Origin of the sequence: Streptomyces sp. NPDC015127 (assembly GCF_043080095.1) — a bacterium.
Classification (GTDB): Bacteria; Actinomycetota; Actinomycetes; order Streptomycetales; family Streptomycetaceae; genus Streptomyces.
In genome coordinates this window covers 418,017-438,010 of sequence record NZ_JBIBVE010000005.1, presented here as the reverse complement: position 1 = coordinate 438,010, position 19,994 = coordinate 418,017, and the positions used below count along the sequence as shown (strand labels likewise).

Genomic DNA, 19,994 nt, shown 5'->3' with positions numbered 1-19,994 from the left:
TAATCCCCTCCCGAAGGAGGTTCATCGTTCGACTTGCATGTGTTAAGCACGCCGCCAGCGTTCGTCCTGAGCCAGGATCAAACTCTCCATGAATGTTTACCCGTCATCGGGTGCACATCCGAAGAGCGGAACAGTCGGGAGGAATAGTCCCGACCGTTCACAGCGTCCTCGCTGTGTATTGCCTGTCGACCACGTGGGCCGGCAGGACTTTCAAAGGAACCTCATCTCCCGAGGGAGACGGGGTATCAACATATCTGGCGTTGATTTTTGGCACGCTGTTGAGTTCTCAAGGAACGGACGCTTCCTTTGTACTCACCCTTGCAGGCTTTCCTCCGGGCGCTTCCCTTCGGTCTTGCGTTTCCGACTCTATCAGATCTTTCCGACCCGATTTCCTCGGTGCTTTCCAGTTCTTCGCTTTCGCGCTTCCCTTTCCGGCGGCTCCGACTCTATCAGATCCTTTCGGGCCTGATTCCCAGTCAGCGGGAGTTGTCTTCACGGCTGTTGGGCCGTTCCGACGTCCAAACTCTAGCGGATTTCCCGGGCGACTCATAATCGAGTCATCGAAATGAATTTCGGCATGCCGAAATTCGTCCCGACTGGGAGATCGTGCTGAGAGTGGTTGCCGCATGAGCGGCGAGGATGGCTGCCGAAGAACCGTTACGGCCCCGCGACAACTCGAAGAACCTTACGGATCGACGGGGGCCGTGTCAACTCTCCCCCGGACACCGCCGGTACATCCCTAGTCCAGGTCGGTGAGCCGGCCGCCGGCGTCCGGCTGGTCGTACTCGACCCGGCGCAGGACACGGATCAGCAGTTCGCCGAGGAGTGCGCGTTCCTCCGCCTCGAGGTCCTGGAGCAGGTCCTCCTCGAAGGTGGTCGCCATGCGCATCGCCTCGAGCCACTTCGTGCGGCCTTCGTCCGTCAGCTCGACGATCACGCGCACGCGGTTGTTCTCGTCCCGGTCGCGGGTCACGAGGCCCTCGCCCGCCATGCGGTCGATGCGGTGGGTCATCGCGGCCGGCGTGAGGCCGAGGCGCTTGGCGAGCTCTCCCGGACCGAGGCGGTAGGGGGCGCCCGAGAGGACCAGGGTCTTGAGGACCTCCCACTCGGCGTTGCTGATGCCGAGGTCCGCGACCTGGCGGCCGTACGCGACGTTCATCCGGCGGTTGAGCCGCCCCAGGGCGGAGACCACCTTCTCGACCTGGGGGTCGAGATCGCCGTATTCGCGCTGGTAGGCGGCGATCTGCTCGTCGAGCGTCGGCTCCTGCGGACCGGAGACGGGCTCCGCGGGGGTCTCAGTAGGCATGCGCGGAAGTATCGCACGGCACTCGTTGGCCTTGAAGTCCTTCTATGTGTATTGTTCAGGGCCTAACTTTAGTGTTGAAGTCTTCAGACTTCAGTCCTCCAGGTCCTGTAGGACCTCCAGACCTCGAAGTGGGTGAGTGTGACCAAGGCGAAGGGTGCAGCGATGCGCCGGATCCAGGCGGGGAACGCGCTGAGCGCGTTCGGACTCGGTTTCACCGTTCCGTACCTCTACGTCTACGTGGCGCAGGTGCGCGACCTGGGCGCGAGTACGGCGGGCGTGGTGCTCGCCGCGTTCGCGACGGCCGCGCTCGTCGCCCTGCCGTTCACCGGACGGGTCATCGACCGGCGCGGGCCGCTGCCTGTCCTGGTGGGTGCCGCGGTGCTGGCGTCCGTCGGTGCGGCGGGCATGGGGCTGGCGGCGAGCGTTCCGGCCGTCGTCCTGTCCGCGGCGGTGCTCGGTGCCGGGACCGCCGTCATGCAGCCGGCGCTGGCCACGATGATCGTCTGGTGCTCGGAGACCACGACGCGTACCCGCGCCTTCGCCATGCAGTTCTTCCTGCAGAACCTGGGTCTCGGCATCGGCGGCCTGATCGGCGGACACATCGTCGACGAGAGCCGGCCCGCCAGCTTCACCGTCCTGTTCGGCATCGAGGCGGCGATGTTCCTCGTCCTCGCCGGAATCGCGCTCACCGTACGGCTGCCCGAGTCCGCGTCGCTGCGCAGCGCTCGGCCCGCCGACACGGAGGGCAGGGCCAGAGGCGGGCTGCGGGCGCTCCTCGGGCACCGGGCGATGGTGCAGCTCCTGGTGCTGGGCTTCGTCCTCTTCTTCGCCTGCTACGGGCAGTTCGAGTCGGGACTCGCCGCGTACGGCACCGAGGCGGCCGGGATCGAGCCCGCCACCCTCGGCACGGCGCTCGCCGCCAACACGGCGGTGATCGTGGCCGCCCAGTTCCTGGTGCTGCGGTTCGTCGAGCGCCGCAGCCGCAGCCGGGTCATCGCCTCGGTCGGGCTGATCTGGGCCGTCGCGTGGGCGATCGCGGGGTACGCGGGGCTCGGTGGGGGCAGCCAGGCCATGGCGACCGCCGCGTTCATCTCGACGTACGCGCTGTTCGGACTCGGCGAGGCCATGCTGTCGCCGACCGTCGCCCCGCTGGTCGCCGACCTGGCGCCGGAGTCGATGGTCGGGCAGTACAACTCCGCGTTCGCCCTGGTCAAGCAGCTCGCGCTGGCGGTCGGTCCGGCCGTCGGCGGTCCGATGGGTGCCGCGCTGCACGGGCCGTACATCGTGACGTTCGTGCTGTTCTCGCTCGGCATCACCGTGCTCGCGCTGCGGCTGGGCAGGCGGCTCACCCCGGTTCAGGACCGGCCGGCGTTCGCGGCGAAGTCCCGCGTGGTGACCGTGCACAAGCCGGAGGAGGCCGTCGCCCCCGCCCACTGACCCGTCAGGGCAGGGCGAACTCGCACCAGACGGCCTTGCCGCCGCCCGGTGTACGACGGCTTCCCCAGGACGAGGCGATCGTCGCGATGATCGAGATCCCGCGGCCCGCCTCGTCCTCGGACTCCGCGCGGCGCCGTCGCGGCAGGTGTTCGTCCCCGTCCGTCACCTCGACGATCAGCCGCCGGTTCGTACGGCGCAGCCGCAGACGCATCGGCGGGGAGCCGTGCTTCAGGGAATTGGCCACCAGCTCGCTGACCGCCAGGACCCCCAGATCGTGCAGCTCGGGCGAGAACCGCCAGGAGGCCAGCACCCCGGAGGCGAAGGCACGGGCCCGGGGCGCGGCCTCGATGCCGCCGAGGAGATCCAGCGCGGCGTTGTGGAACAGTTCGGCGTCCGCGCCCTTGCGGGTCGGGTGCTGCAGGACGAGGACGGCGACGTCGTCGTCGTGCTCGGCGGTCACCCCCAGGGAGCGGATCAGCCGGTCGCAGACCACCTGCGGGGTGCCGGTCGCCCCGGACAGCGCGCGCTCCAGCGCGGCCACCCCCTCGTCGATGTCCTCACGCCGGCGCTCCACCAGGCCGTCCGTGTAGAGGACGGCCGTGGCTCCGGGCGGGAGGTCGATGGAGCCTGAGGTGTGCAGGTAGCCACCGGTGCCGAGCGGCGGGCCGGTGGGCTCGTCGGCACGGCGGACCGTGCCGTCCTCGTCGCGGACCAGGATCGGCAGGTGCCCGGCCGACGCGTACACCAGGCGGCCCTCGTTCGGGTCGTGGACGGCGTACACACAGGTGGCGATCTGGCTGGGGTCGATCTCGGCGGCGAGTCCGTCGAGCAGCTGGAGCACCTCGTGGGGCGGCAGGTCGAGGCGGGCATAGGCCCGCACGGCGGTGCGCAACTGGCCCATGACGGCCGCCGCGCGGACACCGCGGCCCATCACGTCGCCGATGACCAGGGCCGTGCGGCCGGCGCCGAGGGTGATCACGTCGTACCAGTCGCCGCCGACGGCCGCGTCCGTGCCGCCCGGCTGGTAGGTGGCGGCGAACCGCAGGTCGTCGGGCTGCTCCAACTCCTGTGGCAGGAGCGAGCGCTGGAGGGTCACGGCGGTCTCGCGGTGCCTCCGCTCGCTGGCACGCAGCCGCTCGGCGGCCTCGGCGTGGTCGGTGACGTCGGCCGCGAAGACGAGGACGCCCTCGGTCTCCTTGCCGCCGTCGGCCCGCTCGGCGGGCAGGCAGGTGACCGTGTACGACCCTCCGCCCTGGATCTTCCGGGACTTGACCGTGCGCGGCTTGCCGCTGCGCAGCACCTGGTCCATGAGCGGGAGCAGGCCGAGCTCGGTGAGCTCGGGGCAGCTGTCGGCGGCCGTGGCGCCGGGCGTGCGGGGGCCGAAGGCGGCGGCGTACGCCTCGTTGACGTACGCGATGCGGTGGTCGGGGCCGTAGACGAGGGCGACCAGGGCGGGGAGACGGCCGAGGATCTCCGGTACGGAGAAGTCCTCCAGCGCCGGGACGTCGGACGGGGTCTCCGCCGGCTGTCCTGACTCACCGCGGGCCGCGGGCACCGAGCCCTCGCCCCGCTGCACCGGCGAGAGCCCCTGGTCGGTCCTCCGTGCTGCGGCGCGACGCTGCGTACCGGGGAGCCTGGGGCTCCAACGCGTGAAGTTCACTGACTTTCTAGCCTCAATGGGGGTCGTCGCCAAGGGTCACTCTGTGCAGGTGTGAGCCCACCTATGGTCACACGTCCAGTGTGGCCGACCGGACTGACAGTCCTCTTCGCCCAGCTCCTGTCGGCGGCGTCAGGTTTCCGCGGGGCCGTCCGGGGAGCTGTCCGCCGACTCGTCCGCGGCACTGGGCGGCGCACCGCTGTCCTTTCCGTTGCCGTTGCGTCTGGTACCCGCGGCGAGTTCGAACTCGGCCCGCGGATGTTCCAGGGAGCCGAGGGAGACGATCTCGCGCTTGAAGAGGCCGGCGAGGGTCCATTCGGCGAGGACGCGGGCCTTGCGGTTGAAGGTCGGGACGCGGCTGAGGTGGTAGGTGCGGTGCATCAGCCAGGCCGGATAGCCCTTGAGCTTGCGCCCGTAGACGTGGGCGACGCCCTTGTGGAGGCCGAGGGAGGCGACCGATCCGGCGTACTTGTGGGCGTACTGGTGCAGGGGCTGTCCGCGCAGGGCGGCCGCGATGTTCTCGGCGAGGACCTTGGTCTGGCGCACGGCGTGCTGGGCGTTCGGCGCGCAAAGGGCGCCGGGCGTCTCGGCGGTGACGTCCGGGACGGCAGCGGCGTCGCCCGCCGCCCAGGCGTGGGCGACGCCGTCGACGGTGAGGTGGGCGGTGCAGGCGAGGCGGCCGCGGTCGTTGAGCGGGAGGTCGGTGGCGGCGAGCAGGGGCGCCGGTTTGACGCCGGCCGTCCAGACGACGGTCCGGGTCGGGAAGCGGGAGCCGTCGCTGAGCACGGCGACCCGGTCCTCGCACGATTCGAGCCGGGTTTCGAGCCGCACGTCGATGTTTCGGGCGCGCAGCTCGCGGACGGCGTAGCGGCCCATCTCCTCGCCGACCTCGGGCAGGATGCGCCCGGCGGCCTCGACGAGGATCCACTTCATGTCCTCGGGCTTGACGTTGTGGTAGTAGCGCGAGGTGTAGCGGGCCATGTCCTCGAGTTCGGCGAGGGCCTCGACGCCGGCGTAGCCGCCGCCGACGAAGACGAAGGTGAGGGCGGCGTCGCGGATCGCCGGGTCGCGGGTGGAGGACGCGATGTCCATCTGCTCGATGACGTGGTTGCGCAGGCCGATGGCTTCCTCGACGGTCTTGAAACCGATGCCGTAGTCGGCGAGACCGGGAACGGGAAGGGTGCGGGAGACGGAGCCGGGGGCGATGACGAGCTCGTCGTAGGTGATCTCGACGGCTCCGGTGCCCTCCTCCTCGGTGGCGAGGGTGGTGACCGTCGCCGTGCGCTTGGCGTGGTCGACGGCCTTTGCCTCGCCGATGACGATCGTGCATCTGCCGAGGACGCGGCGCAGGGGGACGACCACATGGCGCGGGGAGATGGAACCGGCCGCGGCCTCCGGCAGGAACGGCTGATACGTCATATAGGGGTCGGGAGCGACCACCACGATCTCGACGTCGCCGCGGTCGAGCTCGGGCTTCAGCTTCCGCTGGAGGCGCAGCGCGGTGTACATCCCGACGTAGCCGCCGCCGACGACGAGAACGCGGGTGCGCGGCGAGGTGCCGGAGGTCGTGCCCCGGGTGTTTGCAGCCTTCACCATCCCATGACGCAACGGCGTCAGTCGTTTGTCCACAGGCCCGGCGAATTGTGTGACCGGAACCCGTCGGTGGCCCGGTCGCGGCACAGCTGTGGGCATAACGGAAGCTGCGCAGGTCAGGCCCGGCGGGATGGGAGGGGTCAGGGGGTGGAATAGGGATCCTTCCGGTCCTTGCTCCGATCGGGGGGCGCTCCGTGCGAAGTAGCCCCTTCTGAATTGACTCCGGCTCAACTATGTTCGTAGTCGGTCGGGTGCCAGGTCATGGCACATCCGGCAGACCAGGGCGGGGATGTCTCCGGGGGGAGACGACATGACCGGGGGAACGCTTATGCACATTCAGGATTCGCATTGGCAGACCGCTGTCGCGCCGGCTTCGGCCGCGGACGGCAATGGACACGGGCCGTCGGGTCCGGTCGGGACGGGCCGTTCGGCGCCGCTGCGCGTGGACGCGCAGCGCAATCTCGAACACGTCCTGCGCGCTGCCCGCGAGGTGTTCGGCGAGCTGGGGTACGGGGCGCCGATGGAGGACGTGGCCCGTCGTGCCCGGGTCGGGGTGGGCACGGTCTACCGCCGATTCCCGAGCAAGGACGTGCTGGTGCGGCGTATAGCCGCGGAGGAGATCGCCCGGCTGACCGAGCAGGCGCGTACGGCTCTGGGGCAGGAGGAGGAGCCGTGGTCGGCGCTCTCCCGGTTCCTGCGCACGTCGGTGGCGTCCGGTGCGGGGCGGCTGCTTCCGCCGCAGGTGCTGCGGGTCCGGGTGGACGGCGACGAGCCGGCGGGCGAGCGCGCCGACGACCTGTCGGGGGACCTGCGGGTGCCCCATCAGCGGGCGGGTGCGGCGAACGGGCTGCGTGTGGTCGGGCCGCGCGCGGTGCCGACCGAGGAGCAGGACGACGCGGGTGCGGCGGACCTGCTGGAGGTCGTGGGCCGGCTCGTCGAGCGGGCGCGGGCCGCGGGCGAGCTGCGCGGAGACGTGACGGTGGCCGATGTGCTGCTGGTGATAGCGACGGCCGCGCCGTCGCTGCCCGATGCCGCGCAGCAGGAGGCCGCGTCGGCCCGGCTGCTGGACATCCTGCTGGAGGGCTTGCGGCCGCGGTCGGCGTGAGTTTCCGCACGGGGCGCTTCGGTCCGTTTCACGTCCACGGCGGCACGGTGGTGTCAACGGTCCTTGTCCGCACGCCCGGTTGATCCTGCCTCTTTCGGATGACCGGAGGTGCGGGGTGCGGGGGAAGTCGCCCCGGACGAGTGGTTGCGGCGCATGGGGGTCCGTCGTACAGCCGCCCTGTGGCACGCTTGCCCGGTAATCCGGGTCCGAAGTGCTTACGGGGGCTTCCGCGATGAGCGGTGACCATCAGGACGAGTCACTCGGCGGTGCGGGCGGTTCGGGGACCGCCGGACCTCCGCGGCAGGTGCCCGGCCAGGGCGGACGCGGCGGCTCCTCCGGCGGTCCGTCTCCACACGGCGGCGGCACGGACGGCGCGGACACGGGCGCCGCGCGCGGGCCGGATCGGGCGGGCACGGGCGCCGAGGGGTACTCCGTTCCGCAGCAGCGCGACGGCAGTCTCGGTTCGGTGCTGCCGCCGCCTCGCGAGCGTCCCCCGTCGGACGCCGAGTTGATCCAGCACATGCGGGACGGTGACGACGGCGCCTACGAGGAGCTGTTCCGCCGCCACTCCGAGTCCGTCCGGCGGTACGCGCGCACATGCTGCCGCGACGCGCACACCGCGGACGACCTGACGGCGGAGGTGTTCGCGCGGACCCTGCAGGCGGTGCGCGGCGGGGCGGGGCCGGAGCAGGCGGTGCGGGCGTATCTGCTCACCACGGTCCGCCGGGTCGCCGCCGCCTGGACAAAGACGGCGAAACGGGAGCAACTGGTCGACGACTTCGCGGTGTTCGCCGCGGAGGCGGCGCGCAGCACGGACACGGCGACCGACGACACGCTCGACCTCGGGGCGGACGTGCGGGCGATGCACGAGGCCGAGCAGTCGCTCGCGCTGCAGGCCTTCCGGTCACTGCCGGAGCGCTGGCAGGCGGTGCTGTGGCACACGACGGTGGAGGAGGAGTCGCCGAGCGACGTCGCGCCGCTCTTCGGACTGACCGCCAACGCGACGGCGGTGCTGGCCAGTCGGGCCAGGGAGGGCCTCAAGCAGGCGTATCTCCAGGCCCATGTGAGCACGGCGCTCACCGCGGGCGGCGACTGCGCCCGGTACGCCGACCGGCTGGGCGCGTACGCCCGCGGCGGACTGCGGATGCGGGCGGAGCGGGGCCTGCGCAAGCACCTGGACGAGTGCGCCAAGTGCCGCCTGGCCGCCGGGGAGCTCGCCCATGTCAACGCGGGCATCCCGGCGCTGCTGCCGGTCGCGGTCATCGGCTGGTTCGCCGCCGGGTACTCCCTCAAGGCGGCCGGGCTCGTCGCCGGCGGGGCCGTGGGCGCGGCGGGGGCCGGCGCCGCCGCGGCCGCCGGCTCAGGCGCCTCGGGCGGAGCCGCCGGCGGGGCGGCCGCGGAGGGACTCGGCGCGCCCGCGAAGGCCGGGATCGCCGCGGCCGTGGCCGTCGCCGCGACCGCCGGGCTGGTGTGGGCGCTCTCGGGCGACCCCGCGCCCGCACCGGAGCCCGTGGCCAAGCCCCCGGCCGCCCAGCCCGTCGCACCCGTGCCGCCCGCGCCCCCGCCGGAGCCCGAGCCGCCCGCGCCGCCCGCACCCGTTGCCCCGCCGGTCGAGCCGAGCCCGGAGCCGACTCCCAGCCCTACTCCCACGCCGAAGCCGGCACCGCCCGAGCCGAAGCCGACCCCCACGCCCACCCCGACACCCACGCCCACCCCGACACCCAAGCCGACGCCGCCTCCGCCCCCGCCGCCCGAGGTCTACCAGGTGAACCGCCTGGAGTACGGCGTCCTCGGCGACCACACCGGGCCCGAGGTGCGGCACGACGAGAGCAGCTGGATGTGGCAGCGCTGGGGCATGTCGATCGGCGGCAAGCAGTACGGGCACGGCGTGACGGTGCACGGCAGGTCGTCCGTCACCATCGACCTCAACCGCGAGTGCACCGCCTATGACGCGTTCGTCGGCGTCGACGACCTGTCGCCGGGGCTGCGCCCGGTGCGCTTCTCGGTGTACGGGGACGGCGTCCGGCTCTGGCGCTCGGCCGCGCTCCGGTACGGCGACGCGGCCGAGCCGGTCCACGTGCCGCTCGCAGGCCACGAGACGCTGCGCCTGGTCGTGGAGCCGGAGGACCCGTCGAGCACGGCGGCGCTGGCGGACTGGGCGGAGTCCCGCATCAGCTGCCGCTAGGCGGTGTCCCGCGGCCCCGGTGGCGGAGGCGGGCGCCTCGCCCGCCCGGGCGCGCGGCGCCGGCGCCCGCCGCCCGTCGCCCGGGAGCGGCCTGGTTCGCCGGACCGGCAGGGAACAGACCCAACACGCGGCCTCGCTCACCGGACCAGCAGGGAACAAGCCCAACACGCCGCCTCGCTCACCGGACCGGTAGGGAACAGCAAGAGCGCCGCCACGGCTGATGCCGGACACGGCCCAGGGCCCATGTCCCCTGCCCCGGGCCCGGCCGGGCCCGTCAGGTTCCGCTGACGGCTGCTCTACGCCTGGAGCGTCCGGCGTTTGGGGACGCCGCCCGCCACCGCGCGGCGGCGTGGTGCCGCCGTGCCCGTCCAGCAGGTGCCGCGGCGGGACAGGAGCCGGCGCAGCCACAGTTCCGTGGCGACCAGGTCGGCCAGGCCGTCCAGCGGGACGGGTTCGCCCTCCGATGCGGCCCGCAGCGCCTTGCGGACGACGCGGGCCTCCACCAGGCCCGCGTCCGCGAGCAGCGGGGCGTCGAACAGGGCCATCAGGTGCGGGAGCGCGGCCCGCAGGCCGGTGCGCGCCGCCGCCGTCGCGGTGTGGGAGGCGTGCGTCGTGGCGCCCCAGCCCGGCGGCAGGTCGTGGATGCCCGCCCCCGCGAGGACCGCACGCAGCACGGAGGCGCGGGCTCCCGGTTGGACCCGCAGTGATTCGGGGAGGGCGCGGCTGGCGCGTACGACCTGGTTGTCCAGGAAAGGGGCGTGCAGCCGCTGGCTGCGGATCTCGGCGGCCTGTTCCAGGATGCGCTGGTCCGCCGCGTGGCGGGTGAGCGCCGCCCGGGCGCGTGCCTCGCCCGGCCGCTGCACGGACGTGGGCCGTGTCGCCGCCTCCATCAGGCGAACCGATACTTCAGCGAGCGCCTCGCCGGTCAGCCAGCGCGCCGCGGGACCCGGCCGGGCCCAGTTCAGCGCGGCGAGCGAGGCTCCCACCGCGCCGTTGAGACCTACCGCGCCCGTGCGGTTCGCGGAGAGCAGCCGGTCGGCGGCGGCCTCGATACCGGCGCGGTAGGGCGTGCGGGCCAGGCGCCGCGCCGCCCGGTACACGGTGAGCGGCACGAACAGCGACTGCGGCGACGCCCCGTCGGCCCGGGCCAGCGCGGTGACCGGCCGCAGCAGATGGCGCCGGCGCCGGTCCATCAGCAGATCCGCGAGCCGTGCCGGATGCGCGTCCAGCACCTGCCGTGCCCCCGCCCCGGTGAAGTGGTCGGCGCTGCCGGCCGCCAGCCGGCTGCGGTGCCGTTCGGCGGTGACCAGGGACGGCGCGGGCTCGTCCGTGAGCGGCCCCGAGTCGAGCCCTGCGTAGGGGAGGGATTCCTCCCCGGCCGCGACGACGACGTGGTGCAGCCGGGGGTTGGCGGCGATGGTCCGCGCCCGTTCCAGTTCCGGTTCGCGGGCCTCGCGTCCGCTGGTGACGAGGTCGTTGAAGGTGACGGCGAGCAGCCGCTCGCCCGCGCCCGTCCCGTGGCCGAGCACGGTGCCGGGCACACCGGGCAGCCCGGCGGCCAGCAGCGCCAGCGTGCTGGAGGCGCTGCCTCCGGACAGGTCGGCGCCGATGCCGGGGGCGGGCGCCCCCCGCGCGGCGCGGCGTTCGGCCGGGCCCATGCCCGGCACGGGGCCCGGGTCGGGTGGCAGGGTCTCGGGTGCGTGCCGCGGGGCGGTGAGCCTCGCCCGTACCGCCTCGACCAGTGCGTCCCGCACGCCGTCTACGGCCTGCGCCGGGTCGACCTGCGGCCCCGCGACGGCAAGGGACGCCACCGGCTCGTACCCGGTGATCTCCCGCGACCCCTCCCGCAGGATCAGCGCGTGACCCGGAGGGATGCGCTTGACCCCGGCGTACGGGGTCGAGTCGCGCAGCGCCTCCGGAGTCTCCGGGCAGGCGAGCAGGGCGGCCAGATGCCCGATGTCGAGCTGGGCCTCGATGAGGTCGGCGAGCGGGAGGGCGGCGGTGGCGTACGCGGTGCCGCCGGCCCAGGGGGTGTAGAAGACGGGCCGGGCGCCCGCGAGATCGCCGACGACGGTGATGCGGCGCCCGGCCTGGACCACGACGGTGTAGCTGCCGGCCCATGCGGTCAGATGCCGCAGTGCGCCGCCGCGCGCCGCGAGCAGCCCGATGCGCAGCTGTTCGTCGCTGGCGGCGCAGCAGCCGAGGACGGCGAGCCGGGTGATCGCGGGCGGGTTCGCGCCGCCGGGGACGGCGCGCGCGGCCGGTTCGGCCGTGACGACCCGTACCTCGTCGGGCCGCCAGTCACCGACCGCCCACAGCGGATCGGGGTCTCCCCACAGCAGTTGGGCTCCGACGGGGTGGACGGTGCGGCCGTCGCCGTCAAGGTCGCCGTCGAGGTCGTCGAGCCCTCCCACGGCCCCGGCCGTGCCGAAGTGCGCGGCGATACTGCTCCACCCCACCAGCCACCGCATCCCCGCCTCCACGTTTCCCGAAGCCGTTCGGGAACATGCTGCCACGAAGGAGGCGCAAGGGAGGGGGCTCCGGTAGCGCGCGCAAAAAGTGAACACGCCTCTGGCATGGGCGATTTATCTGCCGTCCGGAGGCCCGCCAGTGCTCCGCCGCGCGTGGTGGGAGGGCTGTTCGGGGGCTTCGGAAGCCCTTGGGCACAGACGGCATTCGGCCATTCTGGGCGGTCGGCCGCGGCCCCAACATCCAGCCCGGGAGGCGCAGTTCGCCTCCCGGACCGGCCCGCCGCCCGCGGGGATTGAGGCGGCAGTGTCCCCCAGCCCACTGGTTTCCAGTCCGCAGTGGGCCGACCCACGCGCTACCCATGGAAGCGCTCCCGTACGTCCCCGGCCAGAGCGCACGGACAGGCGCACGGCCACACGGCGGGAGCACGGCGACCGGGGCGCGCACTCCCGTCCGCACAACAATCCCGCCATACGGAACACCGCCTCTTAACGGTAGGGATGTGGCGAACTACGCTGGGTTTACTGCTGTCCTCGGCAGGAGCGCATATTCCGAAGGGCTCGGCCACCTGCTTTTGCAGCCGGGACCGTCCGGAGGCGGGGGTGTGCGAACCGGGAGGACACAGCACGAATGCCGTGCGCCGAAGGCGTCACGGCAGCTGTCTGTGTGTCGAGGGGTGGCGCATGTCCAGGGAGCAACGCGGGCCGAACGAAAAACTCGGCACCGTTCTCGCCCTCGCGGGAATCAGCAACGCCGGCCTCGCCCGGCGGGTCAACGACCTGGGGGCACAGCGCGGCCTGACCCTCCGCTACGACAAGACGTCGGTGGCGCGGTGGGTCTCCAAGGGCATGGTGCCGCAGGGCGCCGCGCCTCATCTCATCGCCGCCGCCATCGGGGCCAAACTGGGCCGTCCGGTGCCACTGCACGAGATCGGTCTCGCGGACGCCGACCCGGCGCCCGAGGTCGGTCTGGCCTTTCCGCGGGACGTGGGCGAGGCGGTGAAATCGGCCACCGAGCTGTACCGCCTGGACCTCGCGGGCCGGCGCGCCGGCGGCGGGGGGATCTGGCAGTCGCTGGCCGGCTCGTTCGCGGTGAGCGCGTACGCGACGCCCGCCTCGCGCTGGCTCATAACCCCCGCGGACCCGTCGGTCGAGCGGCTCGTCGGCTCCCCCGCGGGTGCCGGGCAGGCCGCCCCCGCCGCCGGTTCCGCACCGGTCGCCGCCGAGGCGCCGGACGGCACGGACGCCGCTGTGCGCGTCGGCCACAGCGATGTGGCCAAGCTGCGCGAGGCGGCGGAGGACGCGCGCCGCTGGGACTCCAAGTACGGCGGCGGGGACTGGCGTTCGTCGATGGTCCCGGAGTGCCTGCGGGTGGACGCGGCCCCGCTGCTCCTCGGGTCGTACTCGGACGAGGTGGGCCGCGCCCTGTTCGGCGCCACCGCCGAACTGACCCGGCTCGCCGGGTGGATGGCCTTCGACACCGGCCAGCAGGAGGCGGCGCAGCGCTACTACATCCAGGCGCTCCGGCTCGCCCGCGCCGCGGCCGACGTGCCGCTGGGCGGCTACGTGCTCGCATCGATGTCGCTGCAGGCGACCTACCGGGGCTTCGCCGACGAGGGCGTCGACCTCGCGCAGGCCGCGCTGGAGCGCAACCGCGGCCTCGCCACCGCCCGGACGATGAGCTTCTTCCGGCTGGTGGAGGCACGCGCGCACGCCAAGGCGAACGACGCCCTCGCGGCCGGTCAGGCGCTGAAGGCCGCCGAGGGCTGGCTGGAGCGTTCCCGCGAGGGCGACGCGGACCCGTCGTGGCTCGGCTTCTACTCCTACGACCGCTTCGCCGCCGACGCCGCCGAGTGCTACCGGGACCTGAAGGCTCCCCGGCAGGTGCGCCGCTTCACCGAGCAGGCGCTGTCGCGGCCGACGGAGGAGTTCGTGCGGTCGCACGGCTTACGCCTGGTCGTCTCGGCGGTGGCCGAGCTGGAGTCGGGGAACCTGGACGCGGCCTGCGCGGCGGGCACCCGCGCGGTGGAGGTCGCGGGCCGGATCTCCTCGGCGCGCACCACCGAATACGTCCGGGACCTGCTGCACCGCCTGGAGCCGTACGGCGACGAGCCCAGGGTGATGGAGCTGCGGGAGAGGGCCCGCCCGCTGCTGGCGGCACCGGCGTAGGGGCCCACCGGCTTCCGGCGGCCGGCACCGGATCAGGCTCGTACGCCTCCGGCCGGGGCGGGATGTGAGCAGGTGACGCGCGCCCCCTCGTGCACGCTGGTTTAAGCGGATGGTCGGCGGGCCAGTGCACTATCGGGGTGGGAGGTGACGCGGTGACGGCGTCCGGGCGGAGCTTCGACTGCGACGTGCTGGTGGTGGGCGGCGGGATCGTCGGTCTGTCGGCGGCGTATGCCCTCACGCGTTCGGCGCCCGGGACCCGGGTGACGGTCCTGGAGAAGGAGCGGGGCCCGGCCCGCCACCAGACCGGACGCAACAGCGGAGTGATCCACAGCGGCATCTACTACCGGCCCGGCTCCCTGAAGGCACGTTTCGCTGTGCGCGGCGCGGCCGAGATGGTCAAGTTCTGCGCGGAGTACGGCATCGACCACCAGGTCACGGGGAAGCTGATCGTCGCCACCGACCGCGACGAGCTGCCGCGGCTGCACGCCCTCGTCCAGCGCGGCCGGGAGAACGGCATCCCCGTGCGCGAGCTCGGCCCGGCGCAGATCGCCGAGTACGAGCCCGAGGTGCGCGGTCTCGCCGCGATCCACGTCGGCACGACTGGTGTGTGCGACTACGGCGCGGTGGCGGCACAGCTCGCGCGCGCCTCCGACGCGGACGTGCGGTACGGCGAGGAGGTCACCGCCGTCGACCGCCGGCCGTGGGGCGTCGCGGTGCGCACGGCGTCGGGGACGGTGGTGCGCGCGCGTGCCCTGGTGAACTGCGCGGGGCTGCACTGCGACCGGGTGGCGCGGCTCGCGGGCGACGACCCGGGAATGCGGATCGTCCCCTTCCGCGGGGAGTACTACGAGCTGACCCGTCCCGGTCTCGTGCGCGGCCTGGTCTATCCGGTGCCGGACCCGGCGTTCCCGTTCCTCGGGGTGCACCTGACCCGCGGCATCGAGGGCGGCGTCCACGTCGGTCCCAATGCGGTCCCCGCACTGGCCCGCGAGGGCTACACCTGGTCGGCCGTGCGGCCCCGGGAGCTCGCCGAGACCCTGCGCTGGCCGGGGTCCTGGCAGATCGCCCGCCGGCACTGGCGGTACGGCGCGGGCGAGCTGCACCGCTCCCTGTCCAAGCACGCCTTCACCCAGGCGGTGCGCCGGCTGCTCCCGGCGGTGACCGAGGACGACCTGCGCCCCGCCCCGGCCGGGGTACGGGCCCAGGCGGTGCTGCGGGACGGGACGCTGGCCGACGACTTCCTGATCCGCGAGGCGCCGAGGACGGTCCACGTGCTGAACGCACCGTCGCCGGCGGCGACGGCGTCCCTGCCGATCGGCCGCGAGGTGGCCCGCCGGGCGCTGGCGGCGCTGCAGGGGGACCGGGTCCACCAGGCGGCCGCGGAGCCGGGCCGGGCCCCCGAGCACTGACGCGACGATGCCCCGCCCCCGTGGACCACGCGCCCGGCCCGCGTCGCATCCGCCTGCCGGAGCCCCGCGGTCCCGCCCGCGGGAGCCCCGCGCCGGCGTCGCCCGGCCCGCGTCGCCCCCGCCGCAGGGGTCCGCGCCCGCCCCCGGGGAGCTCCGCGCCCGGCCTCGTAGAATCGAGGCATTGTGTCTGAGTCTCGAAACACCACCCCCGATGCCCCGCGGCCGGTGATCCGCGCCAAGGGCGAGCCGCGCTTCCCCGGCGGCCCCGCCGCCGATCCGGCCGGGTCGCACCACGAGCGCCGTATCCGCAGCTTCCAGCCGCGCCGCAGCCGGGTGACCGCCGGGCAGGGCGACGCGCTGCAGCGGCTGTGGCCGGTGTGGGGGCTCGACATCGACGGACACCGGGTGCTCGACCTGGACGAGATGTTCGGCGGGCTGCCGGTCGTCCTGGAGATCGGGTTCGGGATGGGCGAGGCCACCGCGCAGATGGCCGCCGACGACCCGGAGACCGGCATCCTCGCCGTCGACGTGCACACCCCCGGCCAGGGCAACCTGCTCGCTCTCGCCGAACGGAACGGCCTGACCAACGTGCGGGTCGCCAACGGCGACGCGATCATCCTGCTGCGCGAGATGCTGCCGCCTTGGTCGCTCGACGGCATGCGCGTCTACTTCCCGGACCCCTGGCCCAAGAAGCGCCATCACAAGCGCCGGCTGATCCAGCCGGAGTTCCTGACGCTGGCCGCCCAGCGCCTCAAGCCCGGCGCCGTCCTGCACTGCGCGACCGACTGGGAGCCGTACGCCGAGCAGATGCTCGACGTCCTCACAGCGCACCCGGACTTCGAGAACACCGTGCCGGACGGCGGCTACGCGCCGCGCCCCGCCTTCCGTCCGCTGACCCGCTTCGAGGGCCAGGGCCTGGACAAGGGCCACCGGGTCCACGACCTGCTGTTCCGCCGGGTGCGGCCACAGGCGTGACGCGCGGGCCCCGGCCCCATGTCATGGCCGGGACGTACCGCGCACCGTCGCCAGTTGTCAGTGCCCCTCGCTAGGGTCGGCAGGTGTCCCAGTCGTCCGCGCAGCACACCATGGCGAGCCGCCCGACCCAGCCGGCGGTGCCCGCATGCCGCCGGGAGCAGGGCGGCGGGCCGATCGGCGGCGCACCGCAGCACACCGCGCGGCGGCGCCGGCTGCGGGCCGCCCGCCTGTGGCGCAGCCGTGCGGTCCGGGCCGGCGTGCTCATCACGCTGCTCGCGCTGTGCGGGCTGGTGATCCTCGCGCTCGTACGGGAACAGACCGGCACCCGGGGCTTCGTGGTCGGTCTCGGCCTCGCGACCCTGCCGGTGCCGTTGCTGCTGGCGGCGTTCCGCTGGCTGGACCGGGTCGAGCCGGGCCCGTGGCGGAATCTGCTGTTCGCGTTCGCCTGGGGCGCGTGCGCCGCCGCCCTGATCGCGATCATCGCGAACTCCTTCGCGACCCGCTGGATCGCCACCGCCACCGCCGATCCCGCGTCCGCCGACACCCTGGGCGCGACCGTCATAGCGCCGGTCGTCGAGGAGAGCGCCAAGGCGGCGGCGGTCCTGCTCCTCTTCCTCTTCCGCAGACGGGACTTCACGGGCCTCGTCGACGGGGTCGTGGTCGCGGGCTTCACGGCAACGGGCTTCGCCTTCACCGAGAACATCCTGTATCTGGGCAATGCCTTCGGCGAGGACCAGGCGTTCGGCACCTCGGGCCTGGGATCGGTCACCGCGGCGACGTTCTTCGTGCGGATCGTGATGTCGCCGTTCGCGCACCCGCTGTTCACGGTGCTCACCGGCATCGGTTTCGGTGTCGCCGCGCTCGCCGCACGCCACCACCGAATACGCCGCGTCGCGCTGCCGCTGCTGGGCCTGGCCCTGGCGATGGGCATGCACGCCCTGTGGAACGGCTCGACGACGCTGTTCGGCCCGTGGGGCTTCTACGGGGTGTACGCGGCGTTCATGGTGCCCGCCTTCGGGCTGCTGACCTGGCTGACCATATGGACGCGGCAGCGCGAGCTGCGCACGATATCCGCCGAGTTGCCGGCGTACGCGGCGGCGGGCTGGCTCGCGGCGGCGGAGCCGCAGGCGCTGTCGTCGATGCGCGCCCGCACGATGGCGCGCGACTACGCGCGGCGGACGTACGGACCGGGGGCGGGCCACGCTGTCTCCGAGTACGAGGCGTTCGCGACGTCGCTCGCCTCTCTACGGCACCGGGCCCGGCGCGGCGCGGTGGGCCCGGACTTCGCGGAGCGCGAGCGGGAGCTGCTGCACGACCTGTGGCGGCGCAGGGACGTGGCCGCGCCCGCGCTGGTGTACGCGGCGCAGGCGACGGGCCGGGTCGCCGCGCCGCCACCGCACCGCGACTACGGCGGCTACAACCCCTACCGCCGCTGAGCCACGCGCCGCGCCGCCGAGGCACCCGCACCCTGTGCCGACGCGCCACCGCCAGCGAGGCGCGCCCCGCGTGCCGACGCGCCTGCGGCCTACGCCGACGCCGCCGTCAGTTCGGCCAGTTCCTCCTGCGTCAGGTCCAGGTCGGCCACCGCGACCAGTGCCGGCAGTTGCCCGACCGTGCGGGCGGAGGCGATCGGCGCGACGACGGTCGGCTGCGCGGCGAGCCACGCGAGCGCGACGGTCGCAACCTCGGCACCGCGCGCCCCGGCGATCCTGTCGAGTGCCGCGAGCACCTTCCGGCCGCGCTCCGTCTCCAGATGCGCGCCCGCACCACGGGCCCGCGCGCTGTCGACGGTCGCGCCGGGACGGTACTTGCCGGTGAGGAAGCCGGACGCGAGCGCGTAGTAGGGGACGGCGGCCAGACCTGCCCGCGCGGCCACCTCCTGCAGTTCGCCCTCGTACGTGTCCCGGGAGACGAGGTTGTAGTGCGGCTGCAGGGCCACGTACCGGGCGAGTCCCTCACGGTCGGAGAAGTCCAAGGACTGCTGCAGGCGCTCGGCGCTCAGGTTGGAGGCGGCGATCGCGCGGACCTTGCCCTCCTTCACCAGCTGGTCGAGGGCGGTGACGATCTCCTCGACGGGGACGGACGGGTCGTCGAAGTGCGTGTAGTAGAGGTCGATGTGATCCGTGCGGAGCCGGCGCAGGGACTCCTCGGCCGCCGCCTTGATCGTGGTCGCGGACAGGCCCTTGTACTGCGGGTGGGCACCCACCTTCGTGGCGACGACGATCTCGGAGCGGTTGCCGCGCGAGGCCAGCCAGTCACCGATCACGGTCTCCGACTCGCCGCCCTCGTTGCCGGGCGCCCACGAGGAGTAGCTGTCGGCGGTGTCGACGAAGTTGCCGCCCGCGGCGGCGTACGCGTCGAGCACGGCGAACGAGGTGTCCTTGTCGGCGGTCCAGCCGAAGACGTTGCCGCCGAGGGCGAGCGGGAAGACGGCGAGGTCGGACGAGCCAAGGGTGCGAAGTGACGTCATGCGGGAATCAACGGCCCATCCGGCGGAGGCTATTCCGCCATCGCGCCCCCCGTCGGCCGGCACGGACAGACACAGACACCGGCACGGATACGGGCACAGACTCCGGCGAAGACATGGGGACGCGCGGCACGGATGCTCCGTACCGCGCGCCTTCGGCTGCCGCCGTCGCTCAGATCGTGAGGCCCTTGCCCCGCAGCCAGGCCATCGGGTCGAGACCGGAGCCGCCCGGGGTGTGGACCTCCATGTGCAGGTGCGGCCCGGTGACGTTGCCGGTCGCGCCGACACGGCCGATGGTCTCGCCGGTGCCGACCTTCTGGCCCGCGCTCGCGGTCATCGACGACAGGTGCGCGTACCAGACCTCGGTGCCGTCCTCCAGCTCCAGCACGATGCGGTAGCCGTACGAACCGGACCATCCGGCCGACTTGATCGTGCCGCCGTGCACCGCCTTGACCGGCGTGCCCGTCGGGGCGGCGAAGTCCAGGCCGGTGTGCCGGCCCGAGGACCACATGGAACCGGACTCGCCGAAGGTGGAGGTGATCGTGTACGAGGAGGTGGGCAGGGCGTAGCTCGCGGCGAGCTTGGCGAGGCGCTCCGCCTCCTCCTTGGCCCGCGCAGCCTCCTCGGCCTTGCGCTTCTCCTCGGCCGCCTTGGCCTCGGCCGCGCTCTGCTGCTTCTCTGCCGCGGCGGCGGCCTGCTCGGCGGCCAGCTTCTCGGCAGCGGCCTTCGCCTCGGCGTCCGCCTCGGCCCGCTGCTGCTCGACCTGCTGGAGGATGCGGGCGCGCAGGGCCTCGCCCGCGCCGAGGGTCTGCCCGCCGGTGCCCGCGCCGTCGTCGGCGACGGCGGTCATCGCGGTCAGCGGTGCCGCAAGCGCGTCGGAGCCGTCGGAGCCGTCGTCGTCGGAGAGGAGGGAGCCCACACCCGGAAGCGACTTGGCGTCGGGGAGGTTGTCCGCGATCGAGTCCGGGAGGGAGATGGAGACCGCCGGCTTGTCCTGGGCGGTCGCTATGCCACCGGCGCCGACCGCGGCGATGACGCCGACGCCGAGGACGGTGGAGCTGCGGGCGAGACCGCCGCGCTGCTTGACGACGCGGTGCCGGCCGCGCACCGGGCGGATGGATTCCTCGGTGGGATTCCACTCCTCCCACGTCTGCTCCGCGGCGTCGCCGCCGAAGGGGGCGGGCGCGAACGGGGCCTCGGGGGCAGGCATGTTGGACGCCACG

General features: G+C 73.4%; 13 protein-coding genes and 1 rRNA gene. 7 read left to right on the top strand and 7 right to left on the bottom strand.

Annotation, left to right across the window (positions count from 1 at the left end; genetic code table 11):
* Both ACF08N_RS13245 and ACF08N_RS13240 read right to left on the bottom strand, forming a co-directional pair.
* Nucleotides 1-93 (bottom strand): 16S ribosomal RNA (locus ACF08N_RS13245); the annotation flags it as partial.
* Between the two features lie 646 nt (nt 94-739).
* Nucleotides 740-1,306: a MarR family winged helix-turn-helix transcriptional regulator gene (locus tag ACF08N_RS13240; RefSeq protein ID WP_392324671.1), complete on the bottom strand. Its 567-nt coding sequence runs from the start codon at nt 1,304-1,306 to the stop codon at nt 740-742.
* Nucleotides 1,307-1,444: 138 nt separating this feature from the next.
* Between ACF08N_RS13240 and ACF08N_RS13235 the strand changes: the two genes are divergently transcribed.
* Nucleotides 1,445-2,743 (top strand): MFS transporter, encoded by a 1,299-nt coding sequence (locus tag ACF08N_RS13235; protein WP_392324670.1) that lies wholly within the window; start codon nt 1,445-1,447, stop codon nt 2,741-2,743.
* Between the two features lie 4 nt (nt 2,744-2,747).
* Here ACF08N_RS13235 and ACF08N_RS13230 read toward each other — a convergent pair whose 3' ends face one another.
* The gene (locus ACF08N_RS13230; RefSeq protein ID WP_392324669.1) at nt 2,748-4,403 is read right to left on the bottom strand and encodes a SpoIIE family protein phosphatase; all 1,656 of its coding nucleotides are present in this window, start codon (nt 4,401-4,403) and stop codon (nt 2,748-2,750) included.
* A 129-nt stretch (nt 4,404-4,532) separates the two neighbouring features.
* Nucleotides 4,533-5,996 carry an NAD(P)/FAD-dependent oxidoreductase gene (locus ACF08N_RS13225; protein ID WP_392324668.1) on the bottom strand — a complete coding sequence of 488 codons (1,464 nt, stop codon included), beginning with the start codon at nt 5,994-5,996 and terminating at the stop codon, nt 4,533-4,535.
* Nucleotides 5,997-6,321: 325 nt separating this feature from the next.
* Between ACF08N_RS13225 and ACF08N_RS13220 the strand changes: the two genes are divergently transcribed.
* Nucleotides 6,322-7,098 (top strand): TetR/AcrR family transcriptional regulator, encoded by a 777-nt coding sequence (locus tag ACF08N_RS13220; protein WP_392324667.1) that lies wholly within the window; start codon nt 6,322-6,324, stop codon nt 7,096-7,098.
* A 232-nt stretch (nt 7,099-7,330) separates the two neighbouring features.
* A complete protein-coding gene (locus ACF08N_RS13215; protein ID WP_392324666.1) occupies nt 7,331-9,283 on the top strand; it encodes a sigma-70 family RNA polymerase sigma factor in 1,953 nt (650 codons plus the stop codon).
* A 296-nt stretch (nt 9,284-9,579) separates the two neighbouring features.
* On the opposite strand, the gene ACF08N_RS13210 is transcribed toward ACF08N_RS13215, so the two are convergent.
* Entirely contained in the window at nt 9,580-11,754 is a 2,175-nt protein-coding gene (locus ACF08N_RS13210) for an asparagine synthase-related protein (protein WP_392324665.1), read from the bottom strand.
* Nucleotides 11,755-12,435: 681 nt separating this feature from the next.
* Here ACF08N_RS13210 and ACF08N_RS13205 point away from each other — a divergent pair.
* The 4 genes from ACF08N_RS13205 (at nt 12,436) to ACF08N_RS13190 (ending at nt 17,740) form a co-directional block, all read left to right on the top strand.
* Nucleotides 12,436-13,920 carry an MFS transporter gene (locus tag ACF08N_RS13205; protein ID WP_392324664.1) on the top strand — a complete coding sequence of 495 codons (1,485 nt, stop codon included), beginning with the start codon at nt 12,436-12,438 and terminating at the stop codon, nt 13,918-13,920.
* Between the two features lie 152 nt (nt 13,921-14,072).
* Nucleotides 14,073-15,329 carry an L-2-hydroxyglutarate oxidase gene (gene lhgO, locus ACF08N_RS13200; protein WP_392324663.1) on the top strand — a complete coding sequence of 419 codons (1,257 nt, stop codon included), beginning with the start codon at nt 14,073-14,075 and terminating at the stop codon, nt 15,327-15,329.
* A 183-nt stretch (nt 15,330-15,512) separates the two neighbouring features.
* Nucleotides 15,513-16,304, top strand: coding sequence for a tRNA (guanosine(46)-N7)-methyltransferase TrmB (trmB, locus tag ACF08N_RS13195; protein ID WP_392324662.1), 792 nt, complete (start codon nt 15,513-15,515; stop codon nt 16,302-16,304).
* A 110-nt stretch (nt 16,305-16,414) separates the two neighbouring features.
* The gene (locus ACF08N_RS13190; protein WP_392324698.1) at nt 16,415-17,740 is read left to right on the top strand and encodes a PrsW family intramembrane metalloprotease; all 1,326 of its coding nucleotides are present in this window, start codon (nt 16,415-16,417) and stop codon (nt 17,738-17,740) included.
* A gap of 89 nt (nt 17,741-17,829) precedes the next feature.
* Here ACF08N_RS13190 and ACF08N_RS13185 read toward each other — a convergent pair whose 3' ends face one another.
* Nucleotides 17,830-18,774 (bottom strand): aldo/keto reductase, encoded by a 945-nt coding sequence (locus tag ACF08N_RS13185; RefSeq protein ID WP_392324661.1) that lies wholly within the window; start codon nt 18,772-18,774, stop codon nt 17,830-17,832.
* Nucleotides 18,775-18,943: 169 nt separating this feature from the next.
* Nucleotides 18,944-19,993 carry a M23 family metallopeptidase gene (locus tag ACF08N_RS13180; RefSeq protein ID WP_392324660.1) on the bottom strand — a complete coding sequence of 350 codons (1,050 nt, stop codon included), beginning with the start codon at nt 19,991-19,993 and terminating at the stop codon, nt 18,944-18,946.
* Nucleotide 19,994: the final 1 nt, after the last annotated feature.

What these genes read in the sequence shown, in the direction of transcription:
- ACF08N_RS13240 (WP_392324671.1), bottom strand. Translation starts at nt 1,306, where the DNA reads ATGCCTACTGAGACCCCCGCGGAGCCCGTCTCCGGTCCGCAGGAGCCG.
- ACF08N_RS13225 (WP_392324668.1), bottom strand. Translation starts at nt 5,996, where the DNA reads ATGGTGAAGGCTGCAAACACCCGGGGCACGACCTCCGGCACCTCGCCG.
- ACF08N_RS13220 (WP_392324667.1), top strand. Translation starts at nt 6,322, where the DNA reads ATGCACATTCAGGATTCGCATTGGCAGACCGCTGTCGCGCCGGCTTCG.
- ACF08N_RS13215 (WP_392324666.1), top strand. Translation starts at nt 7,331, where the DNA reads ATGAGCGGTGACCATCAGGACGAGTCACTCGGCGGTGCGGGCGGTTCG.
- ACF08N_RS13210 (WP_392324665.1), bottom strand. Translation starts at nt 11,754, where the DNA reads ATGCGGTGGCTGGTGGGGTGGAGCAGTATCGCCGCGCACTTCGGCACG.
- ACF08N_RS13205 (WP_392324664.1), top strand. Translation starts at nt 12,436, where the DNA reads ATGTCCAGGGAGCAACGCGGGCCGAACGAAAAACTCGGCACCGTTCTC.
- ACF08N_RS13190 (WP_392324698.1), top strand. Translation starts at nt 16,415, where the DNA reads ATGGCGAGCCGCCCGACCCAGCCGGCGGTGCCCGCATGCCGCCGGGAG.
- ACF08N_RS13185 (WP_392324661.1), bottom strand. Translation starts at nt 18,774, where the DNA reads ATGACGTCACTTCGCACCCTTGGCTCGTCCGACCTCGCCGTCTTCCCG.